Annotated in this window: 20 protein-coding genes; 6 read left to right on the forward strand and 14 right to left on the reverse strand. The window is 70.0% G+C overall.

Annotated features, from left to right (window positions below):
* Nucleotides 1–65 precede the first annotated feature (65 nt).
* Genes ACWF7A_RS32010 through ACWF7A_RS32025 form a run of 4 tightly spaced genes read left to right on the forward strand, consistent with a single transcriptional unit; the run spans nucleotide 66 to nucleotide 3,560 of the window.
* On the forward strand, nucleotides 66–746 hold the full coding sequence (locus tag ACWF7A_RS32010; RefSeq protein ID WP_452254235.1) for a response regulator: 681 nt from the start codon (nucleotides 66–68) through the stop codon (nucleotides 744–746).
* Nucleotides 743–2,119: an ATP-binding protein gene (locus ACWF7A_RS32015; protein WP_452254236.1), complete on the forward strand. Its 1,377-nt coding sequence runs from the start codon at nucleotides 743–745 to the stop codon at nucleotides 2,117–2,119. Before ACWF7A_RS32010 ends, ACWF7A_RS32015 begins: the two co-directional genes overlap by 4 nt.
* Nucleotides 2,116–2,631, forward strand: a complete 516-nt coding sequence (locus tag ACWF7A_RS32020) for a GerMN domain-containing protein (RefSeq protein ID WP_452254237.1) — start codon at nucleotides 2,116–2,118, stop codon at nucleotides 2,629–2,631. Before ACWF7A_RS32015 ends, ACWF7A_RS32020 begins: the two co-directional genes overlap by 4 nt.
* Before the next feature lie 8 nt (nucleotides 2,632–2,639).
* Nucleotides 2,640–3,560, forward strand: coding sequence for an o-succinylbenzoate synthase (locus tag ACWF7A_RS32025; protein ID WP_452254343.1), 921 nt, complete (start codon nucleotides 2,640–2,642; stop codon nucleotides 3,558–3,560).
* On the opposite strand, the gene ACWF7A_RS32030 is transcribed toward ACWF7A_RS32025, so the two are convergent.
* The 9 genes from ACWF7A_RS32030 to ACWF7A_RS32070 form a co-directional block, all read right to left on the reverse strand.
* Nucleotides 3,550–4,080, reverse strand: coding sequence for a Uma2 family endonuclease (locus tag ACWF7A_RS32030; RefSeq protein WP_452254238.1), 531 nt, complete (start codon nucleotides 4,078–4,080; stop codon nucleotides 3,550–3,552). The two genes, ACWF7A_RS32025 and ACWF7A_RS32030, sit on opposite strands and share 11 nt — an antisense overlap.
* A 28-nt stretch (nucleotides 4,081–4,108) precedes the next feature.
* A complete protein-coding gene (locus tag ACWF7A_RS32035; protein ID WP_452254239.1) occupies nucleotides 4,109–5,203 on the reverse strand; it encodes a CapA family protein in 1,095 nt (364 codons plus the stop codon).
* Between the two features lie 26 nt (nucleotides 5,204–5,229).
* A complete protein-coding gene (locus tag ACWF7A_RS32040; RefSeq protein ID WP_452254240.1) occupies nucleotides 5,230–5,826 on the reverse strand; it encodes an SRPBCC family protein in 597 nt (198 codons plus the stop codon).
* On the reverse strand, nucleotides 5,823–6,644 hold the full coding sequence (locus ACWF7A_RS32045) for an FAD binding domain-containing protein (RefSeq protein ID WP_452254241.1): 822 nt from the start codon (nucleotides 6,642–6,644) through the stop codon (nucleotides 5,823–5,825). Before ACWF7A_RS32045 ends, ACWF7A_RS32040 begins: the two co-directional genes overlap by 4 nt.
* Nucleotides 6,641–9,067 carry a xanthine dehydrogenase family protein molybdopterin-binding subunit gene (locus ACWF7A_RS32050; RefSeq protein WP_452254242.1) on the reverse strand — a complete coding sequence of 809 codons (2,427 nt, stop codon included), beginning with the start codon at nucleotides 9,065–9,067 and terminating at the stop codon, nucleotides 6,641–6,643. Before ACWF7A_RS32050 ends, ACWF7A_RS32045 begins: the two co-directional genes overlap by 4 nt.
* The gene (locus ACWF7A_RS32055) at nucleotides 9,064–9,597 is read right to left on the reverse strand and encodes a (2Fe-2S)-binding protein (protein WP_452254243.1); all 534 of its coding nucleotides are present in this window, start codon (nucleotides 9,595–9,597) and stop codon (nucleotides 9,064–9,066) included. Before ACWF7A_RS32055 ends, ACWF7A_RS32050 begins: the two co-directional genes overlap by 4 nt.
* A gap of 81 nt (nucleotides 9,598–9,678) precedes the next feature.
* The gene (locus tag ACWF7A_RS32060) at nucleotides 9,679–10,770 is read right to left on the reverse strand and encodes an XdhC family protein (protein WP_452254244.1); all 1,092 of its coding nucleotides are present in this window, start codon (nucleotides 10,768–10,770) and stop codon (nucleotides 9,679–9,681) included.
* A complete protein-coding gene (locus tag ACWF7A_RS32065; RefSeq protein WP_452254245.1) occupies nucleotides 10,763–11,737 on the reverse strand; it encodes a vWA domain-containing protein in 975 nt (324 codons plus the stop codon). Before ACWF7A_RS32065 ends, ACWF7A_RS32060 begins: the two co-directional genes overlap by 8 nt.
* Nucleotides 11,734–12,564, reverse strand: coding sequence for an AAA family ATPase (locus ACWF7A_RS32070; protein WP_452254246.1), 831 nt, complete (start codon nucleotides 12,562–12,564; stop codon nucleotides 11,734–11,736). Before ACWF7A_RS32070 ends, ACWF7A_RS32065 begins: the two co-directional genes overlap by 4 nt.
* A gap of 29 nt (nucleotides 12,565–12,593) precedes the next feature.
* On the opposite strand from ACWF7A_RS32070, the gene ACWF7A_RS32075 reads away from it, so the two are divergent.
* Both ACWF7A_RS32075 and ACWF7A_RS32080 read left to right on the forward strand, forming a co-directional pair.
* Nucleotides 12,594–12,977, forward strand: a complete 384-nt coding sequence (locus ACWF7A_RS32075; protein WP_452254247.1) for a VOC family protein — start codon at nucleotides 12,594–12,596, stop codon at nucleotides 12,975–12,977.
* Nucleotides 12,978–13,060: 83 nt separating this feature from the next.
* Complete coding sequence (locus ACWF7A_RS32080; RefSeq protein ID WP_452254248.1) at nucleotides 13,061–13,291, forward strand: PspC domain-containing protein; 231 nt, start codon at nucleotides 13,061–13,063, stop codon at nucleotides 13,289–13,291.
* Here the strand turns inward: ACWF7A_RS32080 and ACWF7A_RS32085 are convergent, their stop codons facing one another.
* The 5 genes from ACWF7A_RS32085 to ACWF7A_RS32105 all read right to left on the reverse strand — a co-directional run bounded on the left by ACWF7A_RS32085 (nucleotide 13,292) and on the right by ACWF7A_RS32105 (nucleotide 18,398).
* The gene (locus tag ACWF7A_RS32085; protein WP_452254249.1) at nucleotides 13,292–14,662 is read right to left on the reverse strand and encodes a beta-N-acetylhexosaminidase; all 1,371 of its coding nucleotides are present in this window, start codon (nucleotides 14,660–14,662) and stop codon (nucleotides 13,292–13,294) included. It abuts the gene before it with no gap.
* Complete coding sequence (locus ACWF7A_RS32090; protein WP_452254250.1) at nucleotides 14,659–15,492, reverse strand: carbohydrate ABC transporter permease; 834 nt, start codon at nucleotides 15,490–15,492, stop codon at nucleotides 14,659–14,661. Before ACWF7A_RS32090 ends, ACWF7A_RS32085 begins: the two co-directional genes overlap by 4 nt.
* Nucleotides 15,489–16,373 (reverse strand): carbohydrate ABC transporter permease, encoded by an 885-nt coding sequence (locus tag ACWF7A_RS32095; RefSeq protein WP_394614177.1) that lies wholly within the window; start codon nucleotides 16,371–16,373, stop codon nucleotides 15,489–15,491. The genes ACWF7A_RS32090 and ACWF7A_RS32095 overlap by 4 nt, the downstream gene beginning before the upstream one ends.
* 2 nt (nucleotides 16,374–16,375) lie before the next feature.
* Nucleotides 16,376–17,653, reverse strand: coding sequence for an extracellular solute-binding protein (locus ACWF7A_RS32100; RefSeq protein ID WP_452254344.1), 1,278 nt, complete (start codon nucleotides 17,651–17,653; stop codon nucleotides 16,376–16,378).
* 85 nt (nucleotides 17,654–17,738) lie between these two features.
* Nucleotides 17,739–18,398 (reverse strand): copper homeostasis protein CutC, encoded by a 660-nt coding sequence (locus ACWF7A_RS32105; RefSeq protein WP_452254251.1) that lies wholly within the window; start codon nucleotides 18,396–18,398, stop codon nucleotides 17,739–17,741.
* Nucleotides 18,399–18,601: the final 203 nt, after the last annotated feature.

Below are 18,601 nucleotides of genomic sequence, written 5' to 3' on the forward strand. Positions count from 1 at the left end.
GGTCGTTACGCAACGATGACGTCGCACGAACGTCCCCATGAGACCCGTCGGGAAGGCTGGAGGGCATGCCGCGCGTACTGCTGATCGAGGACGACGAGGCGGTCCGCGAGGGACTGTCGCTCGCCCTGACCTACCAGGGACACACCGTGGACGCGGTGCGCACGGGCGAGGAAGGCCTCGAACTGCTGAGCAGCGTCACGCCCGACGTCGTCGTGCTGGACCTGATGCTGCCCGGCGTGGACGGGTTCGAGGTGTGCCGGCGCATCCGGGCCGGCGGCGACCTGCCGATCATCATGCTCACCGCGCGCAACGACGACATCGACGTGGTCGCGGGCCTGGAGGCGGGGGCCGACGACTACGTGGCCAAGCCGGCGCAGGCCCGCGTGCTGGAGGCGCGCATCCGGGCCGTGCTGCGCCGTTCGACCGCCTCGGTCGCCGAGGTCGTGGCCGAGCGCCACGGCGACCTGACGATCGACCGCGAGGGCCTCGTCGTGACGCGGTTCGGCAAACCGGTCTCGCTGGCACCGACGGAACTGCGGCTGCTGCTGGAGCTCTCGTCGTCGCCGGGCCGGGTGATGTCGCGCCAGCAGCTGCTGGGTTCCGTGTGGGACCAGGGCTACCTCGGCGACTCGCGGCTGGTCGACGCGTGCGTGCAACGGCTGCGGTCGAAGATCGAGGACGACGCGGCCGCACCCGTGTACGTGCAGACCGTCCGGGGCTTCGGCTACCGCTTCGGGCCGCTGTGACGCTCCGCCTGCGACTGCTGCTCGCGTTCGCCCTGCTGACCGTCGTGACCGCCGCGGCCGTCGCCGGTGCCGGGTACGTGCGGGCGCGCGACGCGATCGTGCAGCGCGCCCAGGACAACGCCGTCATCGAGACCACGAACCGCGTCGAGCAGCTCTACCCGCTGCCCGCACGAGCCGTCGACGCCGCCGTGCTGGAACGGGTCGCCGCACGAGTCTCGGGACGTGAGGGGTCGGCTTTGGCCTACGGCAACGGGCTTTCCGCGGGCGGCATGGACCCGTCGGTGATCACGTCGGAGCTGCGTGCGCTCGTGTCGACCGGCCGCGTCGGGTGGCAGCGCGTCTCGTACGCGGGCGGCGTGTGGCTCGTCGTCGGCATGCAGCTGCGGGTGTCGTCGGGCGGTCCGTCGGGCATCGAGGTGTACGTGCTGCGGCCGTTCAAGTCGGAGATCGCGTTCGTGGACGAGCTCGCGCGCAACGCGTGGCTGATCGGCGGCGCCGTGCTGATCCTGGCTCTGGGACTGGGTTTGCTGGCGGCGCGCGGCGTGCTGCGGCCCGTGCGGGAGCTGCAGCTCGCGGCCTGGCGGCTCGGGCAGGGAGATCTTTCGGCGCGGGTGCCGGTGCGTGGGCGCGACGAACTGGCCTCCGTCGCGTCGACGTTCAACAGCACGGCGACGTCGCTGGAGCACCACGTGGGTGAGCTGCGACGGATGGAGGCCGACGCACGGCGGTTCGTCGCGGACGTGTCGCACGAACTGCGGACTCCGCTGGCCGCGATGACGGCCGTGACCGATGTCCTGGACGCCGAGACCGCGTCGCTGCCGGGGGTGGCCGGGCAGGCCGCGCGGCTGGTGAACCGGGAGACGCTGAACCTGACGCGGCTGGTGAACGACCTGATCGAGGTGACGCGGTTCGACTCGGGCACGGCGGCGCTCGCGCTGGACGACGTCGACGTGGCCGAGGTGGTGCGGACCTGCCTGCGGATGCGCGGCTTCGCGGAGGTGTCCGCGTCGCTGCCGGAGGGGGTGCGGGCGCGGCTGGACCCGCGACGGCTGGACGTGATCGTGGCGAACCTGGTGGGCAACGCGCTGCGGCACGGGTCGCCGCCGGTGACGCTCGCGCTGTCGGTGGAGGGTCCTTCGCTGGTGATCGAGGTGGCGGACTCCGGGCCGGGGTTGCCCGCCGAGGTGCTGCCGCACGTGTTCGCGCGGTTCTACAAGGCCGACTCGTCGCGGGGGCGGTCGGAGGGGTCGGGGCTCGGGCTGGCGATCGCGTGGGAGAACGCGCGGTTGCACGGGGGCACGCTGGTGGCGGCGAACCGGCCCGGCGGCGGGGCGTTGTTCACGCTGCGGCTGCCGCTGGGTGGTGAGTCGTGAGGCCGAAAACTGTCGGTGCCGCCTGGGAGAATGGAATCAGGGGGACCCCCTGGAGGGGACCCCTGCGTCAGCTCGGGCTGGCTGCGCTCGTCCTCACCCTCCTCACCGCGTGTGGTGTCCGCCCGACCGACCCGATCCCCGGCCTCGAAGCCCCCAGCGGCCCCGTCGAGAACACCTCGCCGTCGCTCTTCTGGGTCTCCGAGGGCCGGGTCGTGGCGGTCAGCCGGTCGGAGGGCAGCCTGAGCGGCTTCGACGTCGTCGCGCTGCTCGCCCAGGGCCCGACCAACTCCGAGCAGGCCCGCGGCCTCACCACCGAGGTCCCGTTCGACGCCGCACCCGCCACCGTGGACCGCGTCGCGAACGGCCTCGACGTGAACCTGTCGAGCGACGTCTTGCAGCTCAGCCCCGCTGCCGTGCAGCAGATCGTGTGCACGTTGCTCGCCGTCCAGCCCGTCGGCACGGTGAACCTGCGCGGGGGCGGGCATTCGCTGGAGTTCCAGAAGTGCGCTTGAATCGGGCCGTGCACGTCTACTCCATTCCGATGCGCGTCCGGTTCCGCGGCATCACGCAACGCACCGGGCTGCTGATCGAGGGTCCGGCCGGGTGGGGCGAGTTCTGCCCGTTCGAGGAGTACGGCGACGACGAGGCCGCCAGTTGGCTCGCGTGTGCGCTCGAGGCAGCGAACGAGGGCTGGCCTGCTCCTGTCCGCGACCGCATCCCGGTCAACTGCACGGTGCCCGTGGTCAGTCCCGAGAAGGCGCACGAGATCGTGGCGCGTTCCGGCTGTTCGACGGCCAAGGTGAAGGTCGCCGAGTCGACGCTGGAAGAGGACTGCGCTCGGCTCGAAGCCGTGCGGGACGCGTTGGGGCCGCGGGGAGCGGTCCGGGTCGACGCGAACATGCTGTGGGACGTCGACACGGCCGTCGCCGCGATCAAGGCCATGGACAAGGCCGCCGGCGGGCTCCAGTACGTGGAACAGCCGTGTCACACGTTGGACGAGCTGGCGGCGGTGCGCCGACGGGTCGGCGTGCCGATCGCCGCCGACGAGTCGATCCGCAAGGCCGACGACCCGCTGAAGGTCGCCGTGTCGGGGGCCGCGGACATCGCGGTGATCAAGGTGGCGCCGCTCGGCGGGGTCAGGAAGGCCCTCGAGGTGGCCGAGGCGTGCGGGCTGCCGTGCGTGGTGTCGTCGGCGTTGGAGACGTCGGTCGGGATGGCGGCCGGGGTCGCGCTGGCGGCCGCGTTGCCCGAGCTCGACTACGCCTGCGGGCTGGCGACGTTGTCGCTGCTGGACGGCGATGTCACGAGCGACTCCCTCCTGCCGGAGGACGGCTACCTGCCGGTGCTGACGAAGGCACCGGTGCCGGATCGCATCGGGGAGTTCGAGAACCGGGAACCGAAGGCATGGGTCGACCGGTACGAGAGGGTGCTCAGTCGATGAGCTGGTCCAACCGGATCCTCACGGGGAACGGCTCGGCGGACTCGTGGACCTCGGCCGCGGCGGGCACTTCCCCGTACCGGCGGTCCGGCCCCAGCCGCAGCGCGGTCAGCGAGAGCGGCGCGAGGTCGACGATCCAGTAGAACGGGATGCCGGCCTCCGCGTAGTCGAGGCGCTTGGCCCGGCGGTCCGTGTAGCGCGAGTCCGGCGACACCACCTCGACCGCGATCACGACCTCGGCCGCCCTGAGCACGTCCTGGGAGCCGCGGTGGCACACGACCACGTCCGGGCGCCGGACGAAACCGGGCGCGTCCGGCGGTGCCAGCTCCAGATCGACGTCCGGCCCGTACACGACGCCGAGGTGGGCGGGGAGCTGTGCCGCCAGTTGCATGATCAGGTTGCCGCAGGCGAAGTTGTGCGAGGAGGGCCTGGCGGGCGACGTGATCAGCCTGCCTTCGACGAGCTCCGTGCACCCGGCCCCGCCGAGGCGGGCGTACTGGGCGACGGTGAGCAGATCGGTCATGCACGGCACCGTCCCACATGGAGACGATCTAAGGCTTGCCGCGCTTCAGGCCCTGCTCCGCGGCTCCGAGGCTGAACACGACGCCCTCGGTCCGGTTGATCGCCTCGGTCCGGCGCGCCGACGCGGGCACACGGGTCAGGTCCACCAGCCGGATCGGCGGCCCCAGCTCCACCAGGGTCGGCGTGTAGGAGGCCTCGACCACGGACCACCCCGAGGCGCTCTGCTCGAACTTGAACCGCGCGATCGCCCCCTCCTCGGTGACACCGCGGGGCTCGGCGTGCCGGGCGACCTCGTTGCCGAGGCCGTACGCGACCCACTTCCCGCCGATCTTCTCGAACGGCTGCACGACGTGCACGTGCGTGCCGATGATCAGGTCCAGCGCCGGGTCCGCGAGGAGCTGCCTGGCCAGGGCCTTCTGGTCCTCGGTGGCCTCGTGCTGGTACTCGTTGCCCCACTGCACGGACAGCACGACGACCTCGGCGCCCGCGGCACGGGCGGCGCGGGCGTCGGCGAGGATCTTCGTGGCGTTGATCTGGTTCGCGCGCCACGGCTGGGGCAGCGGGATGCCGTTGAAGCCGTAGGTGAACGACAGCTGGGCGACCTTCACGCCGCCCGCGTCGAGGATCAGCGGCGCGGCCGACTCCTCCTGGGTGCGGAACGAGCCGGTGTGCTTCAGGCCGACGGCGTCCATCGCGTCGAGGGTCGACGTGATCGCCGAGACGCCCCGGTCGAGGGTGTGGTTCGAGGCGGTCGAGCACGAGTCGTAGCCGACGTCGACCAGGCCCTTCGCCACCTCGGGCGGCGCGAGGAACGCCGGGTAGCCGAAGAACGGGCCCTCCTTCGGGCCCAGCGGCACCTCGAGGTGGCACAGCGAGAGGTCGGCTTTCAGCGTGTCCTTGATGCCCGCGAACAGCGGCAGGAAGTCCCGTCCGGCCGCGCCCCCGTCGGCCACGGCCTGGTCGGTCAGCGCGGGGTGGATCAGGATGTCGCCGCCCGCGGTCAGCACGAACGAACGGGCCGGTGGCGGGCCCTGGGAGGTGGGCGACGACTCCGGCACGGGCGTCGAGGTGACGACGACCGGCGAGCCGGTGCACGCGGACAGCAAAAGGCCGGTGGCCAGCACGAATGCCGGCCACCGGACCGCACGCCTCAGCGCTGCCGCCGTCGTCGCAGGACCACGAACAGCGCGACCGCCAGCGCTGCGGCCCCCAGGGGCAGCACGCGCTTCAACACCGGAACGCCTGCCGTGTCGATCAGGTCGATCGGCTCGTCGGGGACCACTCGGAGATGCTGCTGTTGCGCCACCTCGCCAGGATCCACGGATCCCAGCGTGCCCGCCAGGCATTCCGCGAACTGGTCGACGAGCTTGCCGCTGACCTCGGCGATCAGGCCGCGGCCGAGCTGGGCCGGACGGCCGGTGATCGCCAGGTCGGTCTCCACCTCGACCGAGTCGCCGACCACGAAGGTCACCACCGCGGACGCCGTGCCGTTGCCGCGGGTGTCCTTGCCCGCGGCCTTCATCACGGCACGGCGCAGCACCGGGTCGATCTCGACGAACTCGCCGGTGCCCCGGTACAGCAGCTGCACCGGGCCGAGCTTCACCTTCACCTCCCCGCTGAACGTCTTGCCGTCCACGGAGGTCAGCGTGGCACCGGGGAGGCACGGCGCGACCCTCTCGGGGTCGATCAGCGCCTCCCACACCTCCTCGGCGGGCCCAGGAGAGGTGAACGAGTGCGTCAACTTCATCCGACCGCCGCCGTCAGCGCGCGACCGGTCAGCACCCGAGCGAGGTTGTCCTTGTAGCCGTCTCCCGACGACGCCCGCACCGCGGCGGCCGAGATCGACTCGGCGGTGGCGGGCAGCCCGACCAGGGCCTCCTCGACCTCGACCGCGCGCAGCGGCCCGGACCCCACGTTCGTGAGACCGACCCTGGCCGCGGCGATCCGGCCGTCGCTGACCTGCACGGCCGCCGCGACCGCGACGATCGACCACGCCTGCGCGACCCGGTTGAGCTTCTCGTAGTGCGCGCCCCAGCCGGTGTACTTCGGGACGCGGACGTCGAGCAGGATCTCGTCGGGGGCCAGCGCCGTCGTGAAGTAGTCGACGAAGAACTCCGCCGCGGGCACCTCACGACGCCCGGACGGCCCGGCGATGATCATCACCGCGTCCAGTGCCAGCGCGGGTGCCAGCAGGTCGCCCGCCGGGTCCGCGTGGCACAGCGAGCCGCCGAACGTGCCGCGGTGCCGGATCTGCGGGTCGGCCACGGTGTCCGTGACCAGCTTGAGCAGCAACGCGTGGTCGTGGATCAGGTGATCGCGCTGCACCTCGTAATGCGTGGTCATGGCTCCGATGAGCAACGAGTCGCCATCGTCGCGCACGCCTGTCAGCTCGGTCAGGCCGCCGATGTCGATCAACGCCGTGGGTGCCGCCAGCCTCATCCGCAGCACCGGCACGAGTGACTGCCCGCCCGCGATGACCTTGGCGTCCTCGCCCTCCTCGGCGAGCATCCGCACGGCTTCGTCCACAGTGGACGGGAAGAGGTACTTGAACTCCGCCGGGATCACGACTGTCCTCCCTGCGCGTCGATCGAACCGAGCCCACCCGCGGCCACGTCACCCGCACCGGGATCCGGCCTGCCCTGCAACGCGGTCCACACGCGCTCCGGCGACATCGGCATCTCGATGTCCCGCACGCCCAGGTGCCGCACGGCGTCCAGCACGGCGTTCACCACGGCCGGTGTCGACGCGATCGTGCCCGCCTCGCCGACTCCCTTGGCGCCCAACGGGTTGGACGTCGCCGGCGTCTCCGTGCGGTCCGTGAGGAACGAGGGCAGGTCGGCCGCGCACGGCACGAGGTAGTCGGCGAGCGTCGCCGACGTCAGCGTGCCCATCTCGTCGTGCGTGGCCTCTTCGTACAACGCCTGCGCGATGCCCTGCGCGAGCCCGCCGTGCACCTGACCGTCGACGATCAACGGGTTCACGACCGTGCCGACGTCGTCCACGGCGACGTACCGGACGATCTTGACCATGCCCGTCTCGGTGTCGACTTCCGTTGCGCACAAATGGGTTCCGTGCGGGTACGAGAAGTTGTCCGGGTCGAACGTGGCGTCGGCGTCCATGCCGGGTTCCATGCCTTCGGGCAGGTCGTGCGCGACGTGCGCGGCCAACACCACGTCACCCAGTGCACGGACCGTCGACGTGCCGCGGACCGAGAACGAGCCGGAAGCGAACTCCACGTCCGCCTCGTCGCACTCCATCATGTGCGCGGCCAGCGTCCGCGCCTTGGCCAGCACCTTGTCCGCCGCGTGCACCAGGGCCGTACCGCCGACGGCCAGGGAACGCGAGCCGTAGCTGTCCATGCCCTTGTGCGACGTCGCCGTGTCGCCGTGCAGCACCTCGATGTCCTCGAACGGGACACCGAGCTTGTCGGCGACGATCTGCGACCACACCGTCTCGTGACCCTGCCCGTGCGGCGAGGTCCCGGTGATCACCTCAACCTTGCCGGTGGGCAGCATGCGGATCGACGCGGTCTCCCACCCGCCCGCGCCGTACCTCAACGCGCCCAGCACCCGGGACGGCGCGAGCCCGCACATCTCGGTGTACGTGGAGATCCCGATGCCGAGCTGCAGAACGGCACCGTCCGCACGACGGCGTGCCTGCTCCTCGCGCAGCTCGTCGTACCCGAACAACTCCATCGCACGGGCCGTGGCGGCCTCGTAGTTGCCGGAGTCGTAAGTCAGGCCGGCGACCGTGGTGAACGGGAACTCCTCGTGCTTGATCCAGTTCATCTCGCGGAGCTTCATCGGCTCCATGCCGAGCTCGACCGCGAGCTCGTCCATCATCCGCTCGATCGCGAACGTCGCCTCGGGCCGTCCGGCGCCGCGGTAGGCGTCCGTGGGCACCTTGTTCGTGAACACGTTGGTGCACTCGAACCGGTAGCCGGCGAACTTGTAGATCGAGTTGAACATGAACGCGCCCAGGATCGGCACGCCCGGCGTGACCAGGCGCAGGTAGGCGCCCATGTCGGCGAGCAGCTCGACCTTGAGGCCGGTCACGGTGCCGTCGCGGCGGGCGGCCAGCGTGATCTTCTGGACCTGGTCGCGGCCGTGGTGAGCGGCGAGCATCGACTCGGTGCGCGTCTCGGTCCACTTCACCGGCCGGCCCATGCGGCGGGCGACCAGCAGGCACAGCAGCTCTTCCGGCGTGACCTGGAGCTTGCCGCCGAAGCCACCGCCGACGTCCGGCGCGATCACGCGGAGCTTGCTCTCGGAGATGCCCGTGACGGCCGAGAGCATCCACCGCAGGATGTGCGGGATCTGCGTCGCCGACCACACGGTGAACATGCCCGCGGTCGAGTCCACGACGACCGACCGCGGTTCCATGAACGCCGGGATCAGCCGCTGCTGGCGGAACGTCCGCTCGATCACGACCTCGGCGGCCGCGATCTCGTCCTCCACGTTCGTCCCGGCACCGGCCTCGGCGGAGTCGAAGATCCACGTCGCGCACTTGTTCGTGCCGAGGTCCGCGTGCACGAGGTCGTTGTCCCGCAACGCTTCTTCCATGTCGAGCACGACCGGGAGGTCCTCGTAGTCCACGTCGATCGCTTCCAGCGCGTCCGCGGCGTGGTACGCGCTGTCGGCGATCACCAGCGCGACGGCCTCACCCGCGAAGTTGACCTGGTCGACGGCCAGCGCGGGCGCGGGCGGCGACTTCATGTCCTCGGTGATCGGCCAGGCGCACGGCAGGGAACCCTGCTCGGCGGCGAGGTCCTCGCCGGTCAGGACCACGGCCACGCCGGGCAGCGTCGTCGCGCGGCTGACGTCGATGTTCGTGATGCGGGCGTGGGCGACGGGACTGCGCAGCACCGCCATGTGCAGCATGCCGGTCAGCTGCAGGTTGTCGGTCCACCTCGTCTGGCCGGTGATCAGGCGCGCGTCCTCCTTGCGGAGCCGCGCCTTGCCCACCTCCGGCTCGGCCGTGGCGGTCATTCGCCACCTACCGGCTGCTTCGACGAGACGTGCTCGTCGCTGTGCTGCTCCTGCTTCGGGCCCGCGCCGGGCTTCATCCGCTGGGCCGCGTCCTGGACGGCGCGCACGATGTTCTGGTAGCCGGTGCACCGGCAGAGGTTGCCCTCCAGGCCCTTGCGCACGGTCTCGTCGTCGGGGTCGGACTCGTCCGCGAGCAGGTCGATGGCCTGCATGATCATGCCGGGCGTGCAGAAACCGCACTGCAACGCGTGGTTCGAGTGGAACGCCTCCTGCACGGGATGCAGCTTGCCGTCGCGAGCGAGGCCTTCGATCGTGGTGACGTCGTGCCCGTTCGCCTGCACGGCCAACATCTGGCACGACTTCACGCTGTGGCCGTCGAGGTGAACAGTGCAGGCGCCGCAGTTGCCGGTGTCGCAACCGACGACGGTGCCGGTCTTGCTCAATCGCTCCCGTAGGTAGTGCACGAGCAGGAGGCGGGGTTCGACCTCGTCGGCGTATGTCACTCCGTCGACGTTGACCGAGATGTGCATTGAAACCCTCCCAGGGTGGTGGGGCCTTCAGTGACGAGGGTCACTCCAGCTTGCTCCCTGTTTGCGGGTTCAACAACCCGATCACCGATGAATCGGCAACTCGATCTCCGCCAACCGGCGTCCGGTTCCCTTCCACCGCAAGGAAATGATCTCTGCGGCAATCGCAACTGCGGTCTCTTCAGGTGTCCGGGCGCCGAGATCGAGCCCGATCGGCGACGACAACGCCGCAAGTTCGGATTCGGTCAAACCCGTTTCCCGCAACCGGTTCAGTCGATCTTCGTGTGTCCGGCGCGATCCCATCGCCCCCACGTACCCGACCTTCAGTCGCAACGCGACCTCCAGCAACGGCACGTCAAACTTCGGGTCGTGCGTCAGCACCGCGATCACCGTGCGTTCGTCGAGCTTGGACGCTTCGGCCTGGAGGTACTTGTGCGGCCAGCCGACGACGACCTCGTCGGCTTCCGGGAAACGGCTCCGTGTCGCGAACACGGGCCGTGCATCGCAGACCGTCACGCGGTAGCCGAGGAACGCGCCGAGCCTCGCCATCGCGGCGGCGAAGTCGATCGCTCCGAACACGAGCATGCGCGGCGGCGGTTCGAACGAGCTCACGAAGACGCTCATGCCCTCGCCGCGCCGCTGACCGTCCGGTCCGTACTGCAGCACGCCGCTGCGACCGGAGGCCAGCATGCCGCGCGCGTCGTCCGCCACGGCGTCGTCGATCCGCGCGGACCCGAGGCTGCCGTCACGCCGGTCCGGCCAGACGACCATGCGCCGGCCGATGCCGTCCGGGTGCTCGATCACCGTCGCGACCGCCACCGGTTCCTCGGCGCGGACCGTCTCGACCACCTCGCCGAGCTGCGGAAAAGTCTCGGCGTTGATCTTCTCGACGTAGATGTCGATGATCCCGCCGCAGGTCAGCCCGACCGCGAACGCGTCGTCGTCGCTCACCCCGTACCGCTGCAGCACCGGGGTCTCCAGCGACTGCGCCAGGTCGTAGACGGCCCCCTCGACGCACCCGCCGGACACGCTGCCGACCGCCTCGCCGTCCTGCGTCACGAGCATCGCCGCACCCGCGGGCCTCGGTGCCGAGCTGAAGGTCGCGACCACCGTGCCGACCCCGACCGTCTCGCCGTTCGCCACCCGTTCGGCGAGGTCGTAGAGGACATCACGCACGGCGCACCTCCTTCAGCAGTTCTTCCAACGCGTGCACGCTGTGGCCCGCGACCATCGTGTCGACGTGGGGCAGCGCGGCCAACACCCCGCGCTGAACGGGCCGGTACCCGGCCTTGCCGGCGTGCGGGTTGGCCCAGATGACCTTGTGGCTCACCCGCCGCAGCCTCGCCATCTCGGTCGCCAGCAGGCTCGGGTCGCCCCGCTCCCAGCCGTCGCTGAACAGCACGACCACCGCACCCCGTTGCCTCCACTGCTGGTTGAACCGCCGCAGCGCGTCCCCGAGCCGGGTGCCGCCCTCGTAGTCCGGGATCGCCCGGCCCGCGGCGCGGACGGCCCGTTCCGGGTCGCGTTCCCGCAGCTGACGGGTCACGCGGGTCAGCCGGGTGCCGATCGTGCGGACCTCGACGGGCATGGCGTGCGCGACGACGTGCGCGAACCGCAGCAGCGCGTCCGAGTAGGCGGCCATCGAGCCGGAGACGTCGATCAGCAACACCAGCCGGCGCGCCTTCACGCCCCGGCGGCGGTGGCGCGGCAGGGCGATCTCGCCGCCGGTCTCGATCATCGCGCGCACCGTGCGGGCCAGGTCCATCCGCCCGCGCCGGGCCCTGCGCAGCCGGCGTGACCGCCTGCGCGGCGGCAGCGGCTTCAGCCGGGCGATCAACGGACCGGCGCTGAACTCGGAGATGTCCTTGTGCTTCAACACTTCCACGTCGGACGCGGCCACGCCGACGGTCAGCGAGTCCAGTTCGACCGTCGTGCGTGGACGGGGCGGGGTGCCGCCGAAGTACGCCCGGTAGACGGCGTCGTAGCGCGGCAGGTCGTCCGGATCGGCGCACAGCGTGAGGCGCCCGGCCCAGTAGAGGCCGACGTGCTCGGTGGCCCGCAGGAACGCCTGGACGCGATCGGGCCCGCACTGAAGGCCGGCGCCCCGAAGGACGCTCGTGAACCCCACGCAGGCTTCCGTCACCCCACGATTGTGCTCCCGACCACGCGTTCCGCGTCCTCCCGGTACTTCAGCACCGCGCCGAGGGTCTCCTCGTCCGGCTCCGCGCGGCCCAGCGCCTGCAACGCGCGCGCCCAGTCCAGCGACTCCGCGACGCCCGGCGGCTTGAGCAGATCGAGGCCGCGCATCTTCTGCACGGCCTCGGCGACCTTCTGCGCGAGCCGGTCGTCGAGGCCGGGCAGGGTGCGGCGCAGGATCGCCACCTCGCGGTCCAGGGACGGGTGCTCCAGCCAGTGGTAGAGGCAGCGGCGCTTCAGCGCGTCGTGCACCTCGCGGGTGCGGTTCGAGGTCAGCACGGTCAGCGGCGGTGTCGTCGCCCTGATCTCGCCGAACTCGGGGATGCTGACCGCGTTCTCGGAGAGCACCTCCAGCAGGAACGCCTCGAACTCGTCGTCCGCCCGGTCGATCTCGTCGACGAGCAGCACGCACGGCGCGGTCTCCAACGCCTGGAGCAGCGGCCTGGCCAGCAGGAACCGTCGCGTGTAGAGGGACGCCTCGTCCACCTCGCCACGGGTCTCGAGGACTCGCAGGTGCATGAGCTGGCGCGGGTAGTCCCAGTCGTAGAGGGCTTGGGTGGCGTCGATGCCCTCGTGGCACTGCAGGCGGATCAGCGGCACGTCGAGCGCTCTGGCGAGCGCCAGTGCGAGCGAGGTCTTGCCGGTGCCGGGTTCGCCTTCGAGGAACAACGGCCGGCCCATCGCGACCGCGAGGAACGCCGCCGTGGCGATGCCGCCGTCCGGCAGGTAGCCCGCGCGGTCGAGCCCTGACGCCAGTTCCTCAGGGGACTCCATGAGGCTCAGGGTACGACTACCGTGGGCGAATGGCGTCGATCAAGAAAATCCAGGTCACGTTCGACTGCGCGGAACCCGTGCGCGTCGCGGAGTTCTGGAGCCAGGTGCTGGGCTACGACGCTCCGCCGGAGTCCGACGGTTCGTGGTCCTCCTGCGCCGACCCGTCGGGTGAGGGTCCGCGGTTCTTCTTCCAGCGCGTTCCCGAGGGCAAGGTCGTCAAGAACCGCGTGCACGTCTGCGTGCGGGCCGGCACCGGGCTCGTGGGCGTGGAACGTCTCGCCGCGCTGCAGGCCGAGCGCGCCCGGCTCGAACCACTGGGCGCGACGCTGGTGCGCGTGATGGAGGCGGACGAGGAGAACGAGTCCTGCATCGTCATGCAGGACGTCGAGGGCAACGAGTTCTGCCTCGACTGACCCTGGGGTGAGCACCCCGAATCAGGGTCGGATTCGGGGTGCTCACCGATGTGCCGGGTCGTGGAGATCGCGATTCTTGGTGCATGACGAACAACGTGCTCGACGACGCGACAGCCCAGGTCAAGAAGCTCCGCAGGAGCCGCAGCGACAAGATGCTCGCCGGTGTCTGCGGCGGCGTCGCCAAGATGATCGGCGTGGACGCCGCGATCCTGCGGATCATCCTCGTGGCGGCGACGCTGCTCGGGTTCGGCACCGGAGCGATCCTCTACGTCGCCGCCTGGATCCTCATGCCCGAGGAAGAGCCGGCCGTGTGATCACCGTGGGAACCCGGGAACACCAGGTAGCCGTTGCCAGGGGTGGGGACCGGTGAGGGGCCGGTACTCCACCCCCAGGGCGTCGAGCCTGGGGAGGTGGTGCTCCTGGAGCCGTCGCACGAACTCGGGGTCCTTCTCCGCCGGGGACCACACGACCTCGGCGAACGCGGCCAGCCTGGGGAACGCCGCGTAGTCCACCCGCCGGGCCGAGTCGAGGTGCTCGGTCCAGATGTTCGCCTGCGCGCCGAGCAGCCGTCCGGGTTCCTCGCCCGTGAGGCCCTCGGGCACCGGGTCCCACGCGTAGACGTCCTCCAGCGTCGTCACCGTTCCGACCGGGATCGGTTCGTCGGGCGAGTCCGACTGCCGGTAGTCCAGGTAGACGTGCTGCTCGGGGCACATGACCACGTCGTGACCCGCGCCGAGCGCCGTGACGCCGTTCTCCACGCCGCGCCAGGACGCGACGACCGTGTCCGGAGGCAGCGGACGGGCGTCCAGGACCTCGTCCCACCCGTACGGCCGGCGTCCCCGGCTGACGACGTGCTCCGCGATCGCCCGGACCAGCACGCCGTCCTCGTGACCGGGCGCCTCGTCGCCGCCGAGTCCGATGATCTCCGCGGGGAAGACGTCCATCAGCTCGTCGAACACGCTCCGGTAGAAGTCCACTGTGGACTCCTCCGTGTTGAGCACGCGTTCGTTGATGCCCCAGTCGGTCCAGACGCCACCGCCGTGCGCGCCCAGCTCGGGGTAGGCCGCGATCGCCGCCTGCGAGTGCCCCGGGACGTCGATCTCCGGGATGACGGTGATGTGCCGTGCCCGCGCGTACTCGACGATCTCCCGCAGGTCGTCCTGCGTGTAGAAACCGCCGTGCGGACGGCCTTTCAGCCCACCGGAGCGCCGGTCGCCGAACCGCGAGTCCTCCCGCCACGACCCGACCTCGGTGAGCTTCGGGTAGCGCCGGCACTCGAAGCGCCAGCCCTGGTCGTCGGTGAGGTGCAGGTGCAGGACGTTGAGCTTGTGCACGGACAGCAGCTCGACGTAGCGCAGCACCTCCCGCTTGGGCAGGAAGTGCCGGGCGACGTCGAGCATCACGCCCCGCCACGCGAACCGCGGGTGGTCCACGATCTCGCACGCGGGGATGACCGACGGCTTCTCCCCTGCGGCCCGGAACGACTGCACGCCGAGGAGCTGCCGCAACGTCTGCAGCGCGTTCATCTCGCCGGCCGCGTCGTTCGCCTCGATCAGCACGCCGTCGTCCGAGGACAGCAGCCGATAGCCGCCGGGAGGCCCGTCGACGAGGACGGTCTCCCAGCCCTGGTACTCGCAGAGTCTGCCGCCGTCCACGTAGGACACCGGTCGCGGGAGGAGGTTCATCCCTTCACCGCCCCCGCGAGACCGGACACGAGCCGGCGCTGCACGAGCACGAAGAAGATGAGCACAGGGATGGTCATCAGGGTGGAGCCCGCCATGATCGCGCCCCAATCGTTCTGGTCGGGTTTGACGAACACCTGGAGAGCCAGCGGCAGGGTCTGGTTCTCCACGGCCGAGATGATGAACGTCTTGGCGAACAGGAAGTCGTTCCAGGCGTGGATGAACGACAGCACGCTCGTCGCCACCAGGCCGGGCGCGACGAGCGGGAACAGCACCTGCCACAGGAACCTCAACCGCGAGGCGCCGTCCAGGGTGGCGGCCTCCTCCAGCTCCACCGGCACCGCGGCGACGAAGCCCCGCAGCATCCAGATCGCGAACGGCAGGCTGAAAGCCAGGTGCACCAGCACGAGCGAGCCGAGGTGGTTCAGGCCGAAGACCGGAACCGAGTCGCCCACGGACCGCATCAGGAAGAACAGCGGCACGGTCAACGCCTCGACCGGCACCATCTGCACGACCAGCAGCATGATCAGCAGCGTCGTGCGGCTGCGGAACCGGAAGCGGGTCAGCGCGGTCGCCGCGAGGAACGAGACCAGGATGCTCAGGGCGACCACGATCAACGCGACGATGATGCTGTTCATGAAGTAGCGCCCGAAGTTCGCGACGGTCAGCGCCCGCGTGAAGCTGTCGAGCGTGGGCCGCGTCGTCCACGGCACCGGGTCGGCCGAGATGATCTCGTCCTCCGGCTTGAAGGCGCTCAGCACCATCCAGAACAGCGGGAACGCCACCACCGCGGCGACGATGAGGACGAAGCCCTCGGTCAGCCAGCGCCTCACAGGACCTCCCCCGACTTCTTGAGCGCACGCAGGTAGAACATCGTGATTCCCAGCAGCAGCACGGTCATCACGACACCGATGGCCGCGCCCAGGCCGTACTCCGACGCCGCGAACGCCTGCTGGTAGGCGTAGACGTTGAGCACGAGGTTGCGCCCGGCGATGCCGCCGCCGTTCGTCATCACGTAGATCTGCGTGAAGACCTTGAAGTCCCAGATGATCGACTGGATCGTCACCACGAGGATGATCGGCTTCAGCAACGGGAGCGTGACGCTCCACGCCGTGCGGAACGCCGACGCGCCGTCCAGCGCGGCGGCCTCCAGCACCTCGCCCGGGATCGCCTTGATGCCCGCGAAGAGCGTCACCATGACGAACGGGAACGAGCACCAGATCACCTGTGCGGCGACGAGCCCGAACGCCGTCCACTTGTCGAACGTCCAGGAGAAGCCCTGGATGCCCAGGACCTCGTTCACGAACCCGAAGTTCGCGTCGAACAGGAAGAGCCAGATCGTCGAACCGGCGACGGCGGGCGTGGACCACGCGCCGAGCGCCGCCAGGAACAACGTCATGCGCACCCACGTGCGTACGCGGGTGGCGAGGATTGCGAGGAACGCGCCCACAAGCAACGTGCCGACCACGCAGACCGCCGCGAACGCGACGGTCTGCCCGAACACCGTCCAGAACTGCTGGTCTCCCAGCAGCTTCTGGTAGTTCCCGAGACCGAGGAACTCGAGCGGCGCGCCGCCGCTGACCTGTTCCTGGCCGTAGTCGTAGAGCGAGATGAGCACCAGCTGATAGATCGGGTAGGCCAGCAGGCCCCCGAGGATCAGCAGCGCTGGAGCCAGGTAGGCGAACGCGGTCCGCCCCTGGCCTTTGGCGGTCATGCTCACGACGTGAAGGCCGCGTTCATGGTCTTGGCGGCGTCGGCGGTCGCTGTGTCGACGTTCTTCGCTCCGGTGACGATCTCCTGGAGCATCGTCGGCACCACGGTCTGCGCCTCGATCTTCGCCCACGCCGGCGTGACGGGGACGAACTTCGTGCCGGACTGCAGCGTCTTGGTGAACGGCTCCAGGAACTTGTCGGAGTCCGCGACCTGCTTCTGCACGTCGGTGAACGTCGGCAGGTTGCCCATCGCCGTGTACATCTTCTGCTGGTACTTCTTCGACGCGAGCAGCTGCGTGAACTCGTTGGCGAGCGTCTTGCGCTGCGTGCCCTTCATGACGCCGAGCAGGTTGCCGCCGGCGAACGCGGGCGCGATCGAGCCCTTCTCCTTGCCGGGCAGCGGTACGACGCCGTACTTGCCCGCGGCGCTGGACGCGTCGACGGACTTGCGGTTGAAGTCGCCACCGATGGTCATGGCGGCCTTGCCCGCGCGGAACGCCTCGACGCTCGCGTCACCGCCGTTGCCCGCGCAGGTGGCGGGCGGGCAGATGTCGTCCTTGATCAGCTCGGTGTACTTGGCGACACCGGCCTTGGCCTCGGCGCTGTCGATCGCGGCGGTGAACTTGCCGCCGTCGGACTTCGCCAGGTCCCCGCCCTGCGCCCAGATGAAGGGCAGCGCGGCGAACAGGTACTTGCCACCGGCCGAGATTCCGATGAGCTCCGGCTTGCGCTGCCGGATCTCACGGGCCGTCGTCGCGATCTCGTCCAACGTCGTCGGCGGCTTGAGGCCGAGCTCGGTGAACACGTCCGTGCGGTAGTACAACGCGCGCACGCCGACGAACCACGGCACGCCGTACGTCTTGCCATCGACCTTGGCCGTGTCGAGGATCGTCGGGACCAGGTCCTTCGACTCGTCCCACTTGCCCAGGTCGAGCTCGGAGAAGCCGCCCGCGGACACGTAGCCCGCGAGGTCGGTGTTGCCGAACTCGGCGACGTCCGGAGCGCTCTTCGGGTCGCTGAACGCGGCCTTGAAGCGCTCTGCCCGACTGGACACCTGGATGTACTGCACGTCGACGGTCACGCCGGCGTGCTTGCCCTGGAACTCGGAGATCGCCTCCTTGACCACGGCCTCCTTGGGGCCGCGGTTGACCTCGTCGAACAGCCACACGCGCAGCTGTCCCGTCTGCTCGTCCGTGCCGGAGTTGGTCGGTCCCGACTGCACCGGTGCGCAGGCGACCACCGCGCCCACGCCCAGCACCGCCGCAAGTGTCTTCAGCCGCATCGTCGTCGCGCCCTTCACGTTGCGTATGTTGCAACAGCTATTTCACAGGAAGCAACGTGACTGTAGAACGGACTACGTCAAGGGTCTAGACCAGACGATTGACCCATTCCCGAACTGATGCCGAATCGACCGGGGAGTCCCATCCGGACGGACGGACCGCGCTGCCGACGTGAAATCCGTTCACGCCCGCTGCCAGCAACTCCGGCACGTGACGCGTCTGCAGACCGCCGCCGACGAGCAGCGCGGGCGGGGCCTGGGTGACGAGTTTCTTCAGGTTCTCGATGCCGTCCTCGACGCCCTTCGCGCTGCCCGCGGCGAGCACCGTGTCACACCCGAGGGTCTTGACGACCTCCCACGACCGGAAGACGTCGCCGGAGTTGTCGAGAGCGCGGTGGAAGGTCCAGGCGCAGCCCTCCAGCTCGGCGACGAGGTTGAGGGTGACACCCTCGTCGATCTCGCCGCCCGCGTCGAGGAAACCGAGGACGAACTCGGTGGCGCCGGCGTCCCTGAGGTCGCGCGCCTGCCTGCGCAGCTGCCTGAGGTCACCGGGCGCGAACCCCTTGGCGTCCCTGAGCATCACGCGGATGGGGATGTCGACGGCCTTCTGGACCTCCTTGAAGGTGGAGACCGACGGCGTGAGGCCGTCCGAGGCCATGTCGGCGACCAGTTCGAGCCGGTCGGCGCCGCCGGCCTGAGCAGCCTGCGCGTCCTGCGCGTCCAGTGCGATCACTTCGAGAATCGGCATGGTCTAGACCATAACGTTCTTTGTCGTGTGCTTTCGGAAATCGGGAGCGCACGGGCCGTTCGGTGCGTCAGAGGCTGTATCTGCTCGCCTGAGTTTCGCTCTTTTCCGTTGAGCGCTTTGTTCAGGCGTGGAGCGAGCGTCAGCCGGTTCGAGGGGTGCCGGCCGGCGCGAGCTCCCATCACTGGCGGCCCGTGACTCGGAGG

This window comes from Lentzea sp. NPDC055074 (assembly GCF_053608005.1).